The organism is Geomonas edaphica, assembly GCF_004917075.1.
Lineage (GTDB): Bacteria > Desulfobacterota > Desulfuromonadia > Geobacterales > Geobacteraceae > Geomonas > Geomonas edaphica.
This window is the reverse complement of sequence record NZ_SSYB01000001.1, coordinates 1190282-1210786: the sequence shown is the minus strand read 5'-3', so window position 1 is coordinate 1210786 and position 20505 is coordinate 1190282. Positions and strand designations below refer to the sequence as shown.

Genomic DNA, 20505 nt, shown 5'->3' with positions numbered 1-20505 from the left:
GTGCAAGGAAACGAGAAGGGATCAGCCGGAAAGGCTGATCCCTTTTTTTATCGCCACAGGGCGTCCGGTAGCTTTCCTCCGTTTAGAAACAGCTCCCGGTACTCCGGGTGTTCGAGAAAGGCTATGACCCCGGTGCCGAGCTCGATGCTGCGGTCGTCAAGACCGCATGAATGAAGTCCAGCGGCAAGCGAGGTGAAAGCGGCATCATAGGCCGCCTTGCGTAATAAGTCGGTAGGCACCAGGCGGTCCTCGTCACTTACCACCGGGGCGAATGCTTCACGACAGCATTCGCTGTCCAGAGACGTTATGGCGCGGCAGGCGAGCGGGCGTACCGGATGAACGTCGCAGGCGCCGTACTGATCCAGCAGCGGGCAGGACATCCTCTTCAGTATCCGCTCTTCGTCGTCCATCCATCGCGTCCAGGAGCGGTGCTGCCCAAGCCGTTTGCGCAGTTCGTCTAGTTCCCTTTGAGGAGTCTGCTCTACCAGCCGTTGTGCGATGAACATCGCCTCCGGAAGCAATATGGCGACGTTCAAGACGCAGCAGTAGGGACAGCCCGCGGCGCAGGCCATGGGGCGGTCGCTGCAGATCGCTTCTGCGTCCTCGGCGCAACCCGAAACGGCGGCAGCCAGGGTGGCTTCTGTCGGAGTGCCATCCAGTAGCTGCAGCACCTTTTCCGTCGTCAGGCGGCGAAACTCATCTTCATGCCAGCGGTCGATATCTCTCATACCGGATGATTCTACAGGAAGAATCCGCCGTGTCACCTTGTGAAATTTCATTGTGCAGGCTGGAGGCCTACACCTCTTCTGTCATAGAATACTTATAAATATTCTTTGACTTTATTCCTTGGCTAAATTAATCTTTCGCCAATTCATGGCGGTTTCCGGTTTCTGTCTGAAACTCGGGCATAACCAGAGAATTTATTGCAACGTGAGGTCTTGAATGAGCGCTGTTCGCATTCTTTTAATGGCTGTTGTGCTGACATGTTTCACTTTCTCTTCCGCTGCGTTTTCCGAAACAGATGAAGCGGCGATGTTCGCCCAGGCGAAGAACCACTACCAGGAAAAAGGGTACTACTACGCCTCGACCTGGCTTGAAAGGATCCTGAAGAAATACCCGAAGACGCCCCAGCGCGAGGAGGTACTCCTGATGCTGGTGAAGTGTTATACGGCGACTTCACGCGATGAGAAAGCCGTCCGGGCCGTTAACACGCTTCTGAAGGATTACCCTAAAGCTGCCGACAAACTCGATCCTGATGTCCTGAAGCTGGTTCAAGAGAGGGCGCAGCAGGAGCCGCCCAGGCTTGCGGAGCCGCAGGAAGCTCCGAAGCCTGTGGCCAAGGTACAGCCATCACCTACAGGAGCGGCTAAATTAGCTGTTCCGGCTGTTCCCGCAGCATCCGTTGCCGTCTCTTCCTTGAAAGCACCAGTCGAGGGGGCGCTTCTGGGGGGTGGCGGTGTTGTGCCGGCGGAACAGAAAAGGGACGATAACGCAAAGGCTGAGGCTCAAGCTAAAGCTGAGGCCGCCGCAAAGGCCGCAATGGCAAAAGCGGAACAGGCCAGATATGAGAAAGCCCGGGCCGAAGCGGCTGCCAAGGCGGAGCAGGCAAAGGCCGAGAAATCCAAAGCCGATCCGGTGGCCAAAGCTGAAGCAGCAGCCAAGGCTGAACAGGCGAGAATGGAGAAAGAGAAAGCCGAAGCGGCAGCAAAAGCCGCGGCCGCCGCAAAGGCTGAACAGGCAAGGGTCGAGCAGGCTAAAGCGGAGAAGGCTAAGGCCGAGGCTGCTGCCAAAGCTGAAGCAGCGGCCAAGGCTGAACAGGCGAGAATAGAAAAAGAGAAAGCCGAAGCGGCAGCAAGAACTGAGGCTGCCGCAAAGGCAGAACAGGCAAGGATCGAGCAGGCTAAAGCCGAGAAGGCTAAGGCCGAGGCTGCTGCCAAAGCTGAAGCAGCGGCCAAGGCTGAACAGGCGAGAATAGAAAAAGAGAAAGCCGAAGCGGCAGCAAAAGCTGAGGCTGCCGCAAAGGCAGAACAGGCAAGGGTCGAGCAGGCTAAAGCGGAGAAGGCTAAGGCCGAGGCTGCGGCCAAAGCTGAAGCAGCGGCCAAGGCTGAACAGGCGAGAATAGAAAAAGAGAAAGCCGAAGCGGCGGCAAGAACTAAGGCTGCCGCAAAGGCAGAACAGGCAAGGATCGAGCAGGCTAAAGCCGAGAAGGCTAAGGCCGAGGCTGCTGCCAAAGCTGAAGCAGCGGCTAAAGCCGAACAAGCGAGAATAGAGAAAGAGAAAGCCGAAGCGGCAGCAAAGGCTGAACTAGCCAGGATAGAGAAAGAAAAAGCCGAAGCAGCAGCAAAAGCTGAAGCGGCTGCAAAGGCAGAACAGGCAAGGATCGAACAGGCCAAAGTTGAGCAGGCTAAGGCCGAAGCGGCCGCGAAGGCTGAAGCCGCTGCCAAGGCTGAACAGGCGAGAATAGAGAGAGAGAAAGCCGAGGCAGCAGTAAAAGCCGAAGCGGCAGCAAAAGCCGAGGCGGCTGCAAAGGCAGAGGCGGCTGCAAAGGCAGAGCAGGCAAGGATCGAGCAGGCAAGGATCGAGCAGGCGAAAGCCGAGAAGGCTAAGGTTGAAGCAGCGGCGAAGGCTGCGGCCGTGGCTCAGGCGGAGGCAGCAAAGGCTGCAACCCTTGCAGTTCCCATGGAGGACCCTGCCTTGGCAGCAATTCCGGAGCCTCCCACAGCACCTCCAGTTGCCCTGGCCGCACCTGTGGCTGTTGCTGGGGGCGAGTCGGCAGCAGCTACGTACACCCTCGATTTCGGCTCCTTCGTGCTCAAAAGGGACATGATCGAGATCAAGAAGAAGATCAGGAAAGCAGGAATGGTACCTGTTGTAGTGCCTGGTCCCAGGAAAAAGGAACAGATGAGCCGGATCCACGTCGCCGAGTACACCGAGAAGAAGGCGGCGGACCATATGATACAGAAGCTGCGCAAGGCGAAGGCGGACTGTTTCATACTTCAGGATCGCCGGGGGAAATTCAACCTTTACGCAGGCTCTTACTTTGACAAGCCGAGCGCCATCGAGGAACAGGTGCGCCTCGCCCGCTTCGGCATCACCACTGAGCTAAGGCAGCTGTCGGTTCAGGTCCCGACCTTGCAACTTACCGCCGGTTCCTTCGAAAGCGAGGACGCCGCTGCGAGAAGTGCAGGTGAACTGGAGAGGGCAGGGGCTAAGGCGGTCGTGGTGCCGCGGCCGCGCTAAGCCGTGAATTAGTTCGGATCGAGGAAAGGCAGCCGGTTGGCTGCCTTTTTTCGTTGGTAAAGGCTACGGTTCGCTCAGGACTTCTCTTACCTTGCGGGCCAACGCCTTCATGTTGAATGGTTTCTGGATGTACTTAACATCGGGGTCGAGAACGCCGTGCTGAGAGATCGCATCGGCGGTGTATCCGGACATGTAAAGGCATTTCAAGCCGGGCCGCGCGGTGAGCAACCGGTCGGCAAGCGCCCGGCCATTCATACCTGGCATGATGACGTCCGTTAACAGCAGGTCGATCTCTCCCGGGTGCTGCTCGGCGGCTTTGAGCGCCTCATCAGGGGATGAAGCTGCGATGGTGCGGTATCCCTGCAGTTTGAGCATGTCGGTTGTCATCCGCAGGATCTCGGGCTCATCTTCCACTACGAGGATCGTCTCCTCTTTCCCCTGCGAGGGCTCCTCGCTTGCTTCTACTCCGATCGGTATCTCTTCTCCGCCATGGCGCGGCAGATAGATGGCGAAACTGGTACCTTGGCCAGGCTCGCTGTACACGTGGATGGTCCCCTGGTTCTGCTTGACTATGCCGTAGACGGTGGAGAGCCCAAGTCCCGTTCCCATCCCCGGCCCCTTCGTTGTAAAGAACGGTTCGAAGATCCTCTCGACCGTCTCCTTTTCCATCCCACAGCCGTTGTCGGTAACCGTGAGGCTCACGTAATCTCCAGGATGAAAGTCCGGGTATTCCTGGCAGTAGTTCCGGTCTAGGGAGATGTTGGCGGTCTCTATGACCACTTTGCCTGAGCCCGTTATCGCATCCCTTGCGTTGACGCACAGGTTGGCAAGGAGCTGGTTCAACTGCGATGGGTCCATGAGCACCGGCCATAGTTCTTGTTGTGGGAGCCACACCAGTTCGGTCTCTTCTCCGATCAGGCGCTTTAGCATCGCAATGGTGTCGCCAATCTGCGCGTTCAGATCGACCACCTTCGGGGAAACTTTCTGCCGTCTAGCAAACGCCAAGAGTTGCTGGGTCAGGTTCGCCGAACGCTCGGCAGCCTTGACGACCTCGTTCAGCATGCCCGATACCGTCTGCTTGTCGTCGCCTAGTTCGTGCAGGGACATTTCTGCGAAACCTATGATGACAAGCAGCATGTTGTTGAAATCATGAGCGATACCACCCGCCAGCCGGCCGATCGCCTCCATTTTCTGCGCCTGCAGGAATTGCTCTTCCAACTTCTTCTGTACGGTAAGGTCGGTGTGGGTGCCGGTCATCCGCAGGGCGGCGTTCACCTCGTTACGCAGCACCACTTTGCCTCTGGTGAGTACCCATTTCCAGTCGCCTGACTTCGTGAGAAGGCGCTGCTCCATTTCAAAGATCTCGGTTTCGCCTGCCATATGTGCCTGCAAGAGCTCGCGGGTGCGTGGGAGATCATCCGGGTGCAGCAGGTCTGTCCACACCGGCCGTGAAAGCTCTCCCTCTCCGGGGGCGTAACCTAGGATCTCCCATCCCCTTGGACTCAGGTACGTCGCCCCGGTCACCATGTCGATATCCCACAGGCCGTCGTTGGTCCCCTCCAAAGCGAAGCGCAGTCTGCTTTCGCTTTCCCTAAGGGCTAGTTCCGCTTTCCTGCGCTCAGTCATGTCCATGACGCTTGTGATGAAATAGAGCGGGGCACCACCGGCGTCCCTGAGCAAGCTGGAACTTCCCATGCCCCAGAGGATCGAACCGTCTCGGTGCAGGTAACGGGCTTCAAACCGGAATGATTCCTGTTTACCGTTCACGGTTAGCCGTCGCTGTTCCAGGAACTGGGCGAAGTCGTCCGCCTGCATGAAGCTCGACAGCGGGTGTCCCGGCAGTTGCTCCGGCTCGTAGCCAAGCATCTGGGCGAACGCATCATTCACCATCAGCAACACCTCGTCAGTCGTCGACAAGGAGTATCCCGACGTCGTCCTCTCGAAGATGGTGCGAAAGCGGTTCTCGCTCTCGCGCGAGGAGGCGTAGAGACGATCCCGCGCCCGTCCTGCCTGGTACACCACACCGCAGAGGGCGGACAAAAAAAGCGCCGCGGCAAAAATCGTCCAGCCGAAGCGGCGGTCCAGTTGCTGCGATATCCTCCTAAGCCTTTTCTGCGAAAGGGTATCTATTTCATTTGCTTGCAACTCCAGCTGTTGAAACGAGACCCGCAGCGCCACCTCATGGGCGGCACGTGCCGTTCCTCCTTTTTGCCACTTTGCGAGGATGGTCTCGAACCTGCTGACGCTGTCGTTGAAAGAAGCAGCGGCGTCCTTATGGTCGGCGCCGAGCCGCATGGTTGCCCGATCCAGTGAGGAAATGGACTGGCGCAGCAGGGCAAGCCCCTCGGCTTGGCCAAAGGAGGAACCGGGCTGGCCGGAGAGCGTCAGGTGCAGAAATCCCTTGCTTAGGTCGATGCGGGCCTCGCGCAGGTCTTCCACTTCGGTCAGGGCAGCGCGCAGGGTCTGTCGTTGCTGAAGGTCGAGCCAGTAGACGGTGGTGCAGACGAGAATGGAGAGGAGTACGGCGCTCCCGACCGATAGCCAGGAGTGGGAGCGGATGCGCTGTTGCAGAGGTGCGGCCGTCATGGCCTCGGCTCCGATTTCCCCTTTGCCGTGGGGGGGAGTTCGTCCGCGGTGAAACCAAAGCGTGAGACAAGGGTGAGATGTTCTTTGGTGCCGATGTAACCGTCGAGCGCCCGGTTCCAGGCCTCAAGCAACGCCCGGTCCTCTTTCCTGAAGGCGAAGGCGCCAAGGCCAAGCGAGTCGCTAGCCACCCTTGCGGGTGCCTCTGCCGCTTCGACCTGCTCCTTAGAGTGCTGGGCGATCCACCGTGCCGTAGGAGATGAAATTGCCATCCCCGCGGCGAGGCCAGACGTCACTGCGGCGAGGCCGGTGAGTGTATCGGGAACGGCAAGGAGTCTTCTTGATGGAACGCCCAGACGGCGCAAGGTGTTTTCTTCAACGGATCCGTTGAGTACGGCAACGGTTACGTCGTGTGTCGCAAGCTCTTTGTAGGAGTACAGTCGGAGGGGATTGCCGGCAGGAACCAAAAGCCCCGGTCTGACCTGGAAGGTCGGCGCGGAAAAGGCAACCTGCATTTTTCTTTCCGGTGTGACGAACATGCCTGCCGCCACAACGTCGATACGGCCGGCTTCCAACTCGTTAATGAGGGAACCGAACTCGGCCTGGCGCCAGGTAATCTGATCAATACCGATGGTCTTCGCGATGTGTTTCGCGATCTCGGGCGATTCCCCGGTCACCGTGCCATCTTGGGTAACGAAGGCGTAGGGAGCTTCCACTGCATAACCGATCCGGATAGTCCCGGCGTTGCGCAGCCGGGCGAGGGAGTCATCCTTTGATACGTTTACCAATAGCCACACCGCTGCAATCGCAACGATCAACACGAGAGGAATGCTGTATGAGAATCCGCGCTGTTTCAAGGAAATCCCCGCCGCAGATGTGTTGAGACAGTGCGGCCTGGATGGCGGCGTCTCTGTATCTGGCTCTGGTGCAGAGTGGGCAACAAGGGATGATTATCGCACCTGTTGGAAGTAAATCAAACAGGTGGGCGGGTGATGAGCAAAGCGGGCGAGGTGCAAGACGAAAGATGTGGAACTCGAAGGGGGCTGGCTCCGAAGGTGCCTGTCGTTTGCTGTGGGGGTTACAGGAAAAAATCCGGTACCTTGCGGCGCGAACAATTGTCGACAAGCATCTGCCGCCTCTCCGCAACCGACGGGTGGTTCATGACCCGCGCACCGGGGGGACAGACCCGTGTGCAGGCGCAGCACTTGATGCAGCCGGCGGCGTTGGTCCTGACGGCATCGCCGATCTCTATGACGAAGGTCGGGCAAACCTCGGCGCAGGCGCCGCAGAGTGTGCATAGACCTTCATCGGTGTCGGGAGCGGCACCGCCTAGTGGCGGCCTTTCCTTGTACGGGAAAGCTCCGGGGATTTGCGGTTCACGCCGGGAGGGATCGGCCGCAGCGCGTGAGGCGAGGGTGCCGAACTTGACGGCCCGGCCCAGGTCGTCGCGGTCCGGGCGGCCCAAGGCCACCGGGTGGGAGTCAGATGCATAGGAGTGTTCGCCGATGAATGCCCCCGCGGCTGATACGCTGAAGCCCTTGGCGCGACAGACGTAGGCCATCTCCAGGAGGGCGTCCTCGAAGGCCCGGTTGCCGTAAACTGCGGCGATGACGACGGGCATGCCGGCGGCCTGGAGCCGCTCGATGCGCTGCAGGAAAAGCTCGGGCACCCTCCCGGCGTAGACCGGGAAGCCGATGACGGCGATTCCTTCGTCCAGGGTAAGGTCGATCCCTTCCCGTACCCGGGTGAGATCGTGATGGACGACCTTCCCCGTACCGAGCCCCTGCGCGATTGCGGTCACCGTTTTACGCGTGGTCCCGGTCGGGGAGAAATATATGAGGTGGATGGTCTGGTTCATTTTATATGTGCTAAGGACGGGACCCCGCCCTTTACTTTCATCAGGCTTGGCGTGCCCCGGCAGCCTCGGCAGCCTCGGCGTTGCAGCGTTCGACGGAGTCCCTGAGCCAGGCAATCTCCTCGGGGTGGAACTCCTTGGAATATTCGGTGCCGACGTTCAGGGCCCAGTGCAGGGGCGGGGTGGTGCTCAGTGCCAGCAGGTGGCCGGGGACCTCTATGTACGGGGTCTCGGCGTCCCAGGCCTGGAGGCGCTCCAGGGTGCTGAAAAGCATCAGGTAGTCCTTGCCGTCCGCTTCGGTGATAAGCGGCAGTACTCCACCGGACTTTTCTACCTGTTCACTCTGCTTGAGGATGGGGACGAAAAAAGCCGAGTTAAGGAAGAGGTCGTAAAACTCGGACTGCTTCTTGCCGTCCCTTAAGTTCTGGCGCAGGTTGACCAGCGCCTCGTCAAACTTTTCCATGCAATTTCCTTTTGCGTATCGGTTGTGGTTGTTTGGTCACGGGCACCATACCGGATGGGGTTGATCATTTCAAGGTTTATATGGATACTTCGATGGTTCAGCCATCTCCGAGCCGGTCGAGGAGCATGCCCTGGTACTTCTGCGAGAGAACGTCCCACGTGAAGTCAACTCCGCAGTTTTCTTTATGGCGGTCGGAAGGCGGATGCGGCGGGTAGCTGTGGCGGGAACGGTGGGGGAGACCTGCGTGCTGCGCCCCGTGCGGTGGTACGGCTTGGGCTCCAGGATAGGTGCTGCCCGCCAGTCGGGATTCCGGATGTTAAAACCAGATGCGATCGCTTACAATTAGTCTGGATGAAATGCAAAGCTTGGAGCGGGGGGCATGCACGTCGGATGAAACACCGTCATCTGAAGATCAGGCTGGTCAAGAGCGAGTGGCTTCGTTACCTGCTCATCGGCACCGGGCTTCTCTCCCTCGCCGGCGGCGTTGTCGGGCTTTTCCTTCCTCTGGTCCCGAGTGTCCCCTTCCTGCTGGTCGCGGTCATTTGCTTTTCACGCAGTTCCGAACGATTCCATACCTGGCTTGTGGAACACAAGCACTTCGGGCCGATACTCAAGGAGTACCTGCTGCACGGCTCGATCCCGCTGCGCGCCAAGTGCCTTGCCATCGGCGCGATCTGGATCTCGTTTCCCGTTACCACCTTCCTGTTCGTGGACCGCATCTGGCTAAGAATCGTGCTCCTGTCCATCGCCGCCTGCGTGACCATCTACCTCATCGTACTGCCAACCTCCGCCCGGCGCGGCGCTGAGCGCCGACCGGGAAAGAAGGCTGGCAGAGGGGACGGGTAGGGTGAGGTTAGAGTTCAGTCGATCTTGAACTGCCGGACCCTCGACTGCAGTTGCGCTGCGTTCTGGCTCAATTGCTCCGCCGCTTCCGCCGAGTCATGGGCTGCCTGGGTGGTCTGCTGCACCACGTAGGTGATCTGCTGCATGTTGCCGGAAATCTCGCGCGTGGTCGCCGTTTGCTCTTCCGCCGCGGTCGCCACCTGGTTGATCTGCTGGGTTACCTCGCCGATGCACTCCATGATCTCGCGCAGTGCCTGCTGCGATTTCCCCGCCTCGGCGCTTCCCTTTTCCACCTCGGCCACCCCGGCTTCCATGGAACTCACTGCGGTCCTCGTTTCCTGCTGGATCACCTTGATCATCTCGGCGATCTCCTTGGTGGCGCGGGTGGTGCGTTCGGCAAGGGCGCGCACTTCGTCCGCGACCACCGCGAAGCCGCGGCCCTGTTCGCCTGCACGCGCCGCCTCGATGGCGGCGTTCAGCGCCAAGAGGTTCGTCTGGTCGGCTATGTCCTCGATGGTTCCGAGGATCTCACCGATCTGCTCCGAGCGCACCCCGAGCCCGCCTACCGTCTGCGCAGATTCCTTTACACGCTCTGCGATATGCTGCATCGCCTCAATGGCACCGGCGACAACCCCGGCACCCGATGAGGCGGTCGTATTGGCCCGGCGTGCGAGCTCAGCGGCTCCGGCGCAGTTGTGCGCGATCTCGCCGGAGGTGGTTGCCATCTCCTCGCCTGCCGTGGCGACCGAGCCGATCTGTCCATGTACTTTGTCCGCGCCGTTCGCCATCACCGCCGCGGTGTCCGATAGCCTGCTCGAGGCCATCGCCACCTCCTCGGCCGAATTTCTCACCTCGGCTACCACGTCCTTCAGTTGGGCGGCCATGCGGTTCATGTCGTCGGCCAGCATGCCGAGCTCGTCGTCACCAGCATGGTCGATGTACGTCCCAAGGTTTCCCTCCGCGATCAGGTTGACGCCGCGCGCCAGTTCGCTGACAGTCCGCTGCACCGAACGCACCAGCACCAGCATGACCGCCCCGCCAACCACGAACACGATGAGCGCGATCACCAGGCAGTTCAACAGCACTCCGCGCAGGGCCGAATCGATGCGCTTCATGGAGATGTCGGCGCCCATCACGTACTCGGTGCCGTCCGCACCGCGTGCCGGTACGAAGAAGGAACGGAAGACGCCCCACTTGTCGGAATACTGGTCGTAGTGCGGCTTGCCGTCCGCAAATGCCGCCTTTAATCCCTCGCTTGCGTCCTCATAGGCGTCAAAGAGCTTGCTTTGTTCTCCCTTTTCCTTTTCCTCGCGTGTGTAGCTGGAAGAGGAGAACACTATCTTGCCGTCCTTTTTAACCATCGTGTAGATGTAGTTGAGGCCGGCCCCGTTTGCGTAGGTGGTGAGGCGGTCGCTCAATGCCTGGAACTCGGCGGGGGTAGGCGGGGTGGTTGCCATCCTGGCGTGGTATCCATCCGCGACCATGCGCACGCCTTCGACGCAGGTGCGCAGTTCGCGGTCGATGTCCCCCATGATCTCATTCTTCTCCGCGTAATATGTGTGTACCGTGAAGGCCGTCGTGGTGAGGAGATTGAGGACGATCATGGCGCCGAAAAACTTGGTGGATAACCGCGTCGAGGTGAAACGTTTCATGCTATCTCCTGTGCCTTGAGTGGTCGATTGCCACCTTATCGGTCGCGGGAGATCAATCTTTAGTTATTCAGTCGGGGAAAGTGAGGGGGGGGAAAAGGATGAAGCGGGGGAGGAAGGGGGACCGTACCCGGTCCCCCCGCTGCCTTACTTTTTGTGCTTCATGGCTACCTTGATCTTTTTGATGTCCTTGCGCATCATCGCCACGTCCCTCTCCACGGTGAGCATCTTCAGGCGCAGGTCGGTGATCTGCATGGCGAGCTTCTCGTTCGAAGGGACTTCCTTTACCGGCTCAGCGGCCGGGGCGGGCGCGGAGACCGCGACCGGTTCGACGGATGCGACCATGACCGGAGCGACGGCAAGAGCCCAGCCTCCGACGTAGCCTGCCATCTTGCCGTCTTCGGAGGAAACCTTCACCCAGCCTCCTGAGCACTTCTCTGCGCTCACCTTGGTTTCCTTCTTGAGGATTGCTACCACTTTCGCCTTTTTGCTGGGGCTCTTGCGCAGGCGGATTTCGGGCGCGGTCACCGTACAGTTGGTGCTCTCTGCCAGTACCGGGGCGGCGAACGCGGCTATCGCCGTTGCTGCGAGGATGATGCTGCGGATCTTGATGCTCATGACGTCTCCTTTGGATATCGGATTTAGGACCTCTACGGTCTAAGTAAGCGGTACTGCATGAAGTGCTGTTTTGGGGGACACACACTCAGGTAGGATAATACCTTGTCGTTAGAAATATTCAATAAAAAAGTATCAATTTTGAGTGGAGTGTTTCTCAGTCAGTGCCAACTCTGTCTGAGCAGACATCCTTCTCGCCTGCTTCAGTTTGGCGAGTTCCACCTTGCGCATGATCTCGTTGTACTGCGAGATGCTGACGTACTCCCCTGTCAGATCGCGTCTGGCTGTGTCTGCAACCTCGGGGAAGAGGCTCATCGCCGAGTGCAGTTGACCATACTGGTAACAGGAGATCTCACAGCTGTTCGCTTCTTTATACTTTCTGAAGCCTGGGTTTGCTGCGAAGAGGGCGATAATTGCGATACAGAGGAAGAGCAAGAAGGGGGTTTTTTCCATTGAACTCTCAATGCCCCTGCTGCAGGGCTCCTTTCGGAAGTGTCTGGCCGGTTTGTTTTGTATCGGCTCTGGGGGGGGCTTCTAAAGCAAAAAATAAGGGCAGCATCGGAATAGTTCCCGGTGCTGCCCTTGTCAGTCAGAGCTGCACTTCAGCTAGAATCTTTCGAAGTCCGGGTCCTCGTGCTCCATCTCGAGGGAGAGTCCGGCGCCGGCTGCCTTGCGCCTTGCGGCGGCGGGGAGGACCTTGGCCGATTGTGTGAGCGGTTTCTTTATTTGCACCTGCTTCACCTTCGGCTTCCCCGCCTTAGGTGCTGCATGCTCACCACCTTCCATCTTGAAGAAGCCGATGACGTCCTGCAACTGCTCGGCCTGGCTAGAAAGTTCCTCAGCTGTGGAGGACATTTCTTCGGCAGCCGAGGCGTTTTGCTGGATGACCTGGTCTAGCTGCTGGATCGCCTTGTTGATCTGCTCGGCGCCGGTATCCTGCTCGCGGCACGCCGCCGAGATCTCCATGACCAGCTCCGCGGTCTTTTGAATGTCAGGTACCATCCGGTTCAACATCTCCCCTGCGCGCTCCGCGATCTCGACGCTGCTGGAGGAAAGGTTGGAGATCTCGGCCGCTGCCTTCTGGCTCCGCTCGGCGAGTTTTCTCACCTCGCTTGCCACAACCGCGAACCCCTTGCCGTGCTCACCGGCGCGCGCCGCCTCGATGGCGGCGTTCAAGGCGAGAAGGTTCGTCTGCCGCGCGATCTCCTCGATGATGGAGATCTTACCGGCGATCTCCTTCATAGCGCTCACGGTATGGGTTACCGCTTCGCCACCCTCCTTGGCGTCCTTAGCCGACTTGGAGGCGATCTTTTCTGTCTGCAACGCGTTATCTGCATTCTGCCTGATGTTGGAGGTCATCTCTTCCATGGAGGAGGAGACCTCTTCCGCGGCGGCCGCCTGCTCGCTCGCCCCCTGTGACATCTGTTCCGAACTGGAGGAGAGCTCCTGACTGCCGGACGCGACGTTGTCGGCGGCTCCCTTCACGTCGGTCACCACGTAATTTAGCTTGTCCAGCATCGCCTTCAGGGCGATCAGCAGTTCGTCCTCCGGGGAGCGCTCCGTGAGCTTCAGCGTGAGGTCGCCTGCGGCGATTTTTTGCGCCACCTCGGCGATGTCGCGGTTCGCCTTGGCCGAGCTGTTCACCGCGGCCGCGATGGTGTCGAAGGTGTGCTTTACCTCTGAGGTGTCGCTGTCGGCGGGCTCGGTGGTGAGGGCGACGTTCACGTCACCTTTCGCGAGTTTTGCCAGCCCGTCGACGAGTTTCTGCGTCTCCTTGTCCTGGTAATCGGCGATCTTTTTCGCCTGGCGCGCCGCCTGTTTCACGGAGGTGAGGTCGGTCACCACCTCGAACGCCCCGATCACCTTCCCTTCCTTGTCCTTGATTGGAACGCCCGTGTAGCTTATGTCGAGATCTAACCCGCCGGGGTGGGCGTCGGTCTCGCGGGTCGCATCGAGCGCGGTAGTCATGGCCTGCGCGCAGGCACAGTTAGCGCTCTTACAGTCAGAGGTTTTGAAGTGGTCGTAGCACTTGGTGCCTAGTACCTGTTCCTGGGTTTTCCCGCCTACCTTGGCGCCCAGCTGGTTCATGTAAAGTACGTTGAAGTCCTTGTCGATGATCATGGCAGGAGCTGGCATGTTGTCCATAAAGCCGACCATTGTGGTCAGAGAATCGTTCACCCCTTGGATGATCTCGCGGTAGGCACCCTGATGCTTACCGGCATCGGCGCGGGCGGTGAGCCTTCCCTCGGTCGCGGCCTGTGCCAGATCGACCGTGTCGCCGTTAAGGGTCTTGATGACTTCGGCACAGTGGTTCACCGCACCGGCCAGCGCATCGAAGATCTCTTTGGCTCCGCCGGTATCCGCGTCGCCCTGTGCGGTCGCGATGGTGAAGTCGACCTCACCCTTCGAGAGCTTCTCCAGGCCGTGCACCAGTTTCCTCGTTTCCTCCTCCTGGTAATCGCTGATCTTCTTCGCCAGCCGTGCAGCCTGCTTAATTGCTGTCTGATCGGTCACCACCTCGAAGGCGCCGATGATCTTTCCGTCCTCGCCGTGCAGCGGCAGCCCGGTGTAGGCGATGTCGAGATCGAGGCCGGCAGACGGGTGTGCGTCGGTCTCGCTGCTTGCCGCATTGCCGCCCTGCATCGCACGCCCGCAGGCACATTGGTCCGTCTTGCAGTCACCGGTCTTGAAGTGGTCGTGACATTTGGTGCCGACCACCTGTGCCTGGGTCTTGCCGCCGACCTTCGCACCCACCTCGTTCATATACATGACGGTGAAGTCGCGGTCGATGATCATGGCCGGGGCTGGCATGGTGTCGAGAAGACCGACGAGACGTGCGATGGTGGCGTTCACCCCTTCGATGATCCTGCGATACTCACCGCGGTGTTTCCCCGCGTCGGCGCGCTCGAGGAGCTTGCCGTCGACGGCCGCTTTTGCGAGCATGTTCGCGTCGGCGGCCATCGCCTGGACCGCTGCGATGGTGACGTTCAGGTTCTTCGCCAGGATGTCCTTTTCGGACTTGACCTGTAACTGAATGGAAAGATCGCCCGCCGCGATGCGCTCCGCCGCCCTGGCGGCCTCGGCGATGTTGGCGACCATCTGCTTGAACGCTTCGGCAAGCTGGCCGGTCTCATCCTGGCTGTTGACCGCTATGGTTGCTTCCACGTCCCCCAGGGCGAGGTCGTTTGCCGCGGCTATGACCTGCCTGATGTTCTTGCTGATCCTCGAAGCGACCAGGTAACCAAGGAGCAGCACCGCGGCGGCGATCGCCAGGGTGATGATCGTCATTTTCCAGCGCATGTCGTTGATCACCTGTTGCAGGTCGTCCATGTAGAGGCCGCTGCCGACGACCCATCCCCAGGGCTTGTAAAGTTTCACATAGGAGAGCTTCTGCACCGGGATCGTCGAGCCGGGCTTGGGCCAGAGGTATTCGACGATGCCGGCCCCCTTGCTCTTCGCGACGTTTGCCATCTCAACGAAGATCGCTTTTCCTTTGGAATCCTTCGAACCGCCCTGGTCCTTGCCGTCGAGTTCCGGCTTGATGGGGTGCATGATCATGACCGCGTTCAGGTCGTTGATCCAGAAATACTCGTTGTCTGCGTAGCGCATCTGCCTGATGCGGTCCTTCGCCCGCTTTTTCCCTTCTTCCAGCGTGAATTCGCCCTTTTGCACCCTCTGGTCGTACTCCGCGATTATTTCGACCGGTATGTCCACCACCGACCGCAGCGTATCCTCCCTTTCGGCCAGTATCCTCTGGTCCAGTGCGGGTAACAGGTACAAGAAGTTCACCGCCGCTATTATCACGACGGTGCCGAGCGATACGCTCAGGACCTTCGCCGCAATGCTCCAATCTTTGAAACTTTTTATCTTCATCTCATCTCTCCCCTTGTAAGCCAAATGGTAAAACTGGCTATGGAACACGCATAGTCATAGATAGGACAACCATGGATGATTCATCGGTTATCTGTGGGGGAATTGAATAGGAGAAACAATATGGAGATCTGCGAAAAGGAAGGTAGAATGATCGTGCTGTGCGGTTGTGACGGAGGAGAGTAGAGGCTGTGAGCATCCGTTGCGCTGCAGGTATAGGAGTAGTGGCAGACAAAGAAACGTTAACAGTGATTCAGCGGTACAACGAGGGACGGCGGCGCGTTCGCGCCGCCGCTCAGAGGGCTACTTACCGGGGATGGTTATGCACAGGCACTGGGCCTCGGCGTAGGTGGTGTCGCCGCGGAAGATGCGGCCGTGCACCATGATCTTTCTCCCTTCCACGGATACGACACGGCTCTCCACGGTCACCACCTTTTTCAGCGGGAGCATGTTGCGGAAACTCACGTTCAGGTTTCCAACGACGATCGGGTACCCGGCCGCCCATGCGGCAAGTCCCAAGGCCTCGTCCATGATGGCGGCGACCGCGCCGCCGTGGGCGTGCCCCGGCGGTCCCTCCGCTTCGGGGCCTAGCCAGAAGCGGGCGTGCAGGTGCTTGTCCGCGTCGCGGTAGTAGCGGGCCCGGAAACGGTCCCCCCTGGCGTCGCCGGAAACGAAACGAAGCGAATCCCCTACCAGTGCAGGTGCGTCGAAGGGGACCCAACCCTCGGCGCCGCTCAAATCTATCTCGGTCTGCTCACAGGCCTTCAGTACGGTTGAATTGGACACGGTGTTTTTCTCCTCCCGGTATTTTACGTATACGTAAAGGGCGTGGGTACCATAACAGACTTTGCCGCGGAAATAAAGTGGGCGTTGCGTTGCACGTCGGAAATATGATGACTTCGGCATAAGTTTAATGGTATCAAACGTTTGCCGCGTAGACTGGTGTGGTTTCTCGTCAGCGGAATTCAGTTGACAATCTCATCGTATACATCGTAAACAACGTCTCACGGGGATGCAGCGCCCCATGGAGCGGACATGCAAGAAGACGTAATGACAGAAAACCTTCGCACCGAACTTGCCCGGTTGCAGGCGGAGAACGCGGGATTGCGCCGGCTTTGCGACGAGCAAAAAAGCGAGCTGAAACGCCTGTCCGACAGCGAGCGGCGTTTTCGTCACCTGTACAACGAGACGCCGGTGATGCTGCATTCGATCGACCGAAACGGTCTCCTGCTCGACGTCAGCAACCACTGGACCGAGGTGCTGGGGTATTCCCGTGACGAGGTCCTCGGGCGTCGCTCGAGCGACTTCCTCACCCCCGAGTCCCGGCGCTACGCACTGGAAGAGGTGTTGCCGGAATTCTTCCGTACCGGGTCTTGCCGCAATGTGGAGTACCAGGTGGTCAGCAAGAGTGGCGACATCATCGAGGTGCTGCTCTCCGCTTCGGCCGAGCGCGACGCCGCCGGGGAGATCGTGTGGTCGCTGGCGGTTATGACGGATGTCACCGAGTGGAAGAAGGCCAAACAAGCGCTCAAGGATAATGAGGCGCGCTTCCGGATGATCGTCGAGACCTCGCAGGAGGCGATCGTCGCCGCCGACAGCAACGGCCGGCTCACCTACATCAACCGGCAGTTTGCCGACATGCTCGGGCGCGAGGTGCCCGAGGTGATCGGTCACCCCTTCCTCGAGTTTGTCGACGAGGCGCTGCACGACGAGACCGCAGCGCGCCAGAAGAGCCGGGAGCAGGGGGTGGCGGAACACTACGAGACCATCTTCGTGCGCAAGGACGGCTCCAGGGTATGGGCCAGCGTCTCCGCGAAGCCGATCCATGACGGCAAGGGGGTGTTCGGCGGTTCCTTCGCCATGATCTCTGATGTCACCCGCAGAAAACAGACCGCGGAGGAGATCGAGGTGCTGCACACGCACCTGTCCGCGCGCGCCCTCGAAATGGAGACTGCCAACGAGGAGTTGGAGGCCTTCAACTACACCGTTTCACACGATCTCAGGCGCCCTTTGACCGCCATCAACGGCTACAGCCAGATCATCCTCGAGCTCTTCAGTGGGAACCTCGACCCGCAGTGTCGCGACTACGTTCAGGAGATCCTGAACGGCAGCATCAAGATGAACCACCTGATCGACACACTACTCAACTTCTCGCGCCGCTACTGCGGCACGCTGCAGCGCGAAACGGTCGACGTGACCGGCCTTGCCGAAGAGATCCTGGCCGAGTTGAGGCTGTCCGACCCGCAGCGGCGCATTAGCTGCCTGGTGGAGCCGGCGATGACGGCACAGGCCGATTCCCAACTGCTCCGCGTGGTGCTCGACAACCTTCTCGGCAACGCATGGAAGTATTCGGCGAAGAAGGAGCAAAGCTGCATCGAGATCGGTGTCGATCGCTCGCAGGGGAAGGACGTATTCTTCATACGCGACAACGGCGCGGGGTTCGACATGAGCAAGGCCGCGCAGCTTTTCAAGCCCTTCCAGCGCCTGCATGATGCCGACGACTTCAAGGGAACCGGCATCGGCCTGGCGAGCGTGCAGCGCGTCATCCAGCGTCATGGCGGCCAGATCTGGGCCGAGGCGCAGCCGGGAGAGGGGGCGACCTTCTTCTTCACGCTGGGGGGCCAGCAAAACCACAACGGGGGACAGGCATGCTGACACAGCAGGAAGCGCTGACAAGGATAGGGCGGCTGCAGCTTAAGTTGCAGGAAAAAGGGATGGACGGGGCGCTCTTCATCTACCCGATCGACGTCTATTACTTTTCCGGCACCAGGCAGAACTCGACCCTCTGGGTTCCCGCTTCGGGTGAGCCGCGCCTTTTCGTGCGCAAGAGCTACACACGTGCCAAGGCCGAGAGCTGCATCGACGACACGAGGCCCTTTCCCTCCAGCAAGGAATTTCCCGGCGCGTTCGGCGAGGAGGTGAAGAAGATCGGTTTCACCTTCGACGTGGCACCGGTGCAGCAGTACCAGTACTACCAGAAGCTGCTTCCGGGATGCGAGTTCGTGGACATCTCCGCGGTGAACCGGGAGATACGCTCCGTGAAGTCGGCCTGGGAGCTGGAGCAGATCCGGCACTGCGGCGTCGAACTCGGGCAGGTCTTCCGCGCCGTGCCGCAGTTTTTAAAGGAAGGGATGCGCGAGGTGGATCTCGCCGCCGAATTCGAGTACCGGCTGCGAAAGGCGGGCGGGGAGGGGTACGTCAGGATGCGCGCCTTCAACCAGGAACTCTTCCAGGGGCTTGCCGTCTCCTCCGCAACAGCGGGCGATACCGGCTTCTTCGACGGTGCCGTCACCGGCCAGGGGATGTCCGCGGCCTCCCCCCACGGCGCATCTGCCGCTCTCATCCCAGCCGACGCGCCCATCCTGATCGACTACACCGCGGTCTTCAACGGTTACATCATCGACATGACCCGCTTTTTCGTGATCGGAAAGCTCGACCCGGAGCTAACGCATGCCTTCGGGGTCGCCCTTGCCATCCAGGATTACCTGGCGCAAAACCTGAAGCCCGGTGCCATCTGCGAGGAGCTCTTCCTGAAGGCCCTGGAGATGGCGACGGACGCGGGGCTCGCCGAGCATTTCATGGGGGCACCGGGCGAGAACGCACGCTTTGTGGGGCACGGCGTGGGGCTGGAGCTGGACGAGTTCCCGGTGCTGGCCCAGGGTTTCAAGGTACCGCTGCAGGTGGGACAGACCCTCGCCATAGAACCGAAGTTCGTCTTCCCCGGCAAGGGGGTGATCGGCATAGAGAACACCTTTGCTGTCACCGAAAACGGGGGGGAGAAGCTCAGCGAACTGCCGGACGACATCGTCTATCTCTGAGTTTGTCACGGGTAAAGAGACGGGAAAGGGCAACGGTCACAGCGTTGCCCTTTTTCTTTTGATCCCTCGCGACATTCTCTTAGTCTCCCTCTCCCCTCTGGAGAAGGTGCCCAAAGAGCGGGTGAGGGCGTTGCCACGAAGTGAGAAACTGCAGCTGCCGACGCCCTCACCCTTACCCTCTCCCGGAGGGAGAGGGGAGGTGGATGTTATGTGACGAAAGATAATGACTGCTTGAGTTTTGCTGTTTTACCCGCCTTTCGGTTCAGATATTCCCTTTCCTGTATGGCACACTGGCGTTATAGCAAAAATATTGTAGATTTATCTCTCCTGTGACTGTCTGCAGCAGCCCGGACACAGAGTAACTGACGCGTGGGGAGGGGGCATGAGAGATGTGTTTGTCGTCGAGGCGTTGAGGACGCCGTTCGGCTCCTTCGGAGGAGTCCTCTCCGAGCTGGAGGCGCATGCCCTGGCGGGAACGGTAATGCAGGCGCTTCTCGAACGGAGCGCTCTGGAGCCCGCGGCCGTGGACGAGGTCATCGCGGGGCAGGTCCTCACAGGCGGGTGCGGACAGGCCCCGGCAAGGCAGGCGATGCGCCGGGCGGGGATTCCCGACAGCACCCACGCCATGACCATCAACAAGGTGTGCGGCAGCGGCCTGAAGGCGATCATGCTGGCGGCCGGCTCCATCATGCTCGGCGACGCAGAGGTGGCCATCGCCGGTGGCATGGAGAGCATGTCGCAGGCTCCCTTCGCCCTCAAGAAGGCCCGTTACGGCTACCGGATGGGGCACGGGCAACTGCTCGATTTGATGCTGTACGATGGCCTCCAGGACCCCTACTCGGGGCGTCACATGGGGGAGATCGCCGAGGAGGCGGTAAAACGGCACGCCCTCGGGCGCGAGGCGCAGGACGAGTTCGCGCTCCGCTCCTACCAGCTTGCCCAGGAAGCGGTGTCAGAAGGGATCTTTGCCGATGAGATCGTCCCGGTGGTGAAGAAGGGAAAGCACGGCCATGGCAGGGAAACGGTGAGCGAGGACGAGGAGCCGTTCCGGGTCGACATAGCGACGATCGCCGACCTGAAACCCGCTTTCGGCCGTGACGGCGCCACCATCACTGCCGGGAACGCCTCGACCATCAACGACGGTGCGGCCTTCGCGCTCCTGGCCGGTGCCGAGGCGGTCGAGCGTTACCGGTTGAGACCGAAGGCGCGTCTCGTTGCGTATGCCACCTGCAGCCTGCATCCCGACCAGTACACCGACGCGCCGGTCGGCGCCATCAAGGCGGTCTGCACGCGGGCCGGGATCGACCCGGACGAGATAGATCTTTTCGAGATCAACGAGGCCTTTGCCGCCGTGCCGCTGATCGCGATCCGTGAGCTTGGGCTCGACATGAAGAAGGTGAACGTGAACGGCGGGGCCTGTGCCCTCGGGCACCCGATCGGTGCAAGCGGCGGGAGGCTCGCCGCGACCCTGGTGCGCGAGCTTCAAAGTAGCGGCAAGCGTTACGGCCTCGCCTCGCTCTGCATCGGCGGCGGCGAGGCGGTGGCCGCCATTTTAGAGCGGGTGTAGGG

Annotated in this window: 15 protein-coding genes; 5 read left to right on the top strand and 10 right to left on the bottom strand. The window is 60.0% G+C overall.

Annotated elements, in window-relative coordinates:
* Window positions 1-47: 47 nt before the first annotated feature.
* Window positions 48-728 (bottom strand): YkgJ family cysteine cluster protein, encoded by a 681-nt coding sequence (locus E8K79_RS05285; protein ID WP_136513784.1) that lies wholly within the window; start codon window positions 726-728, stop codon window positions 48-50.
* A gap of 214 nt (window positions 729-942) precedes the next feature.
* Here E8K79_RS05285 and E8K79_RS05280 point away from each other — a divergent pair, with 214 nt between their 5' ends.
* Window positions 943-3240 carry an outer membrane protein assembly factor BamD gene (locus E8K79_RS05280; RefSeq protein WP_136513783.1) on the top strand — a complete coding sequence of 766 codons (2298 nt, stop codon included), beginning with the start codon at window positions 943-945 and terminating at the stop codon, window positions 3238-3240.
* A 63-nt stretch (window positions 3241-3303) separates the two neighbouring features.
* Here the strand turns inward: E8K79_RS05280 and E8K79_RS05275 are convergent, their stop codons facing one another.
* The 4 genes from E8K79_RS05275 to E8K79_RS05260 all read right to left on the bottom strand — a co-directional run bounded on the left by E8K79_RS05275 (window position 3304) and on the right by E8K79_RS05260 (window position 8141).
* The gene (locus E8K79_RS05275; RefSeq protein WP_136513782.1) at window positions 3304-5826 is read right to left on the bottom strand and encodes a hybrid sensor histidine kinase/response regulator; all 2523 of its coding nucleotides are present in this window, start codon (window positions 5824-5826) and stop codon (window positions 3304-3306) included.
* Window positions 5823-6644, bottom strand: coding sequence for an ectoine/hydroxyectoine ABC transporter substrate-binding protein EhuB (gene ehuB / locus E8K79_RS05270; RefSeq protein WP_281276052.1), 822 nt, complete (start codon window positions 6642-6644; stop codon window positions 5823-5825). Before ehuB ends, E8K79_RS05275 begins: the two co-directional genes overlap by 4 nt.
* A 257-nt stretch (window positions 6645-6901) precedes the next feature.
* Window positions 6902-7681: a 4Fe-4S binding protein gene (locus tag E8K79_RS05265; protein ID WP_136513781.1), complete on the bottom strand. Its 780-nt coding sequence runs from the start codon at window positions 7679-7681 to the stop codon at window positions 6902-6904.
* Between the two features lie 40 nt (window positions 7682-7721).
* Window positions 7722-8141 carry an SseB family protein gene (locus E8K79_RS05260; protein WP_135871292.1) on the bottom strand — a complete coding sequence of 140 codons (420 nt, stop codon included), beginning with the start codon at window positions 8139-8141 and terminating at the stop codon, window positions 7722-7724.
* A gap of 390 nt (window positions 8142-8531) precedes the next feature.
* Here E8K79_RS05260 and E8K79_RS05255 point away from each other — a divergent pair, with 390 nt between their 5' ends.
* The gene (locus E8K79_RS05255) at window positions 8532-8987 is read left to right on the top strand and encodes a YbaN family protein (RefSeq protein WP_136513780.1); all 456 of its coding nucleotides are present in this window, start codon (window positions 8532-8534) and stop codon (window positions 8985-8987) included.
* Between the two features lie 14 nt (window positions 8988-9001).
* Here the strand turns inward: E8K79_RS05255 and E8K79_RS05250 are convergent, their stop codons facing one another.
* From E8K79_RS05250 to E8K79_RS05230, 5 genes are all read right to left on the bottom strand, one after another.
* Window positions 9002-10636 carry a methyl-accepting chemotaxis protein gene (locus E8K79_RS05250; protein ID WP_136513779.1) on the bottom strand — a complete coding sequence of 545 codons (1635 nt, stop codon included), beginning with the start codon at window positions 10634-10636 and terminating at the stop codon, window positions 9002-9004.
* Window positions 10637-10780: 144 nt separating this feature from the next.
* A complete protein-coding gene (locus tag E8K79_RS05245; RefSeq protein WP_136513778.1) occupies window positions 10781-11251 on the bottom strand; it encodes an SH3 domain-containing protein in 471 nt (156 codons plus the stop codon).
* A 132-nt stretch (window positions 11252-11383) separates the two neighbouring features.
* Window positions 11384-11701: a hypothetical protein gene (locus E8K79_RS05240; protein ID WP_136513777.1), complete on the bottom strand. Its 318-nt coding sequence runs from the start codon at window positions 11699-11701 to the stop codon at window positions 11384-11386.
* Between the two features lie 153 nt (window positions 11702-11854).
* Complete coding sequence (locus tag E8K79_RS05235) at window positions 11855-15121, bottom strand: cache domain-containing protein (protein ID WP_136513776.1); 3267 nt, start codon at window positions 15119-15121, stop codon at window positions 11855-11857.
* Between the two features lie 300 nt (window positions 15122-15421).
* Window positions 15422-15904, bottom strand: coding sequence for a PaaI family thioesterase (locus E8K79_RS05230; protein WP_136513775.1), 483 nt, complete (start codon window positions 15902-15904; stop codon window positions 15422-15424).
* Window positions 15905-16168: 264 nt separating this feature from the next.
* On the opposite strand from E8K79_RS05230, the gene E8K79_RS05225 reads away from it, so the two are divergent.
* The 3 genes from E8K79_RS05225 (at window position 16169) to E8K79_RS05215 (ending at window position 20503) form a co-directional block, all read left to right on the top strand.
* The gene (locus E8K79_RS05225) at window positions 16169-17773 is read left to right on the top strand and encodes a sensor histidine kinase (protein WP_246043726.1); all 1605 of its coding nucleotides are present in this window, start codon (window positions 16169-16171) and stop codon (window positions 17771-17773) included.
* On the top strand, window positions 17767-18936 hold the full coding sequence (locus E8K79_RS05220; RefSeq protein ID WP_136513773.1) for a M24 family metallopeptidase: 1170 nt from the start codon (window positions 17767-17769) through the stop codon (window positions 18934-18936). The genes E8K79_RS05225 and E8K79_RS05220 overlap by 7 nt, the downstream gene beginning before the upstream one ends.
* A 382-nt stretch (window positions 18937-19318) precedes the next feature.
* Window positions 19319-20503 (top strand): thiolase family protein, encoded by a 1185-nt coding sequence (locus E8K79_RS05215; protein WP_136513772.1) that lies wholly within the window; start codon window positions 19319-19321, stop codon window positions 20501-20503.
* Window positions 20504-20505: the final 2 nt, after the last annotated feature.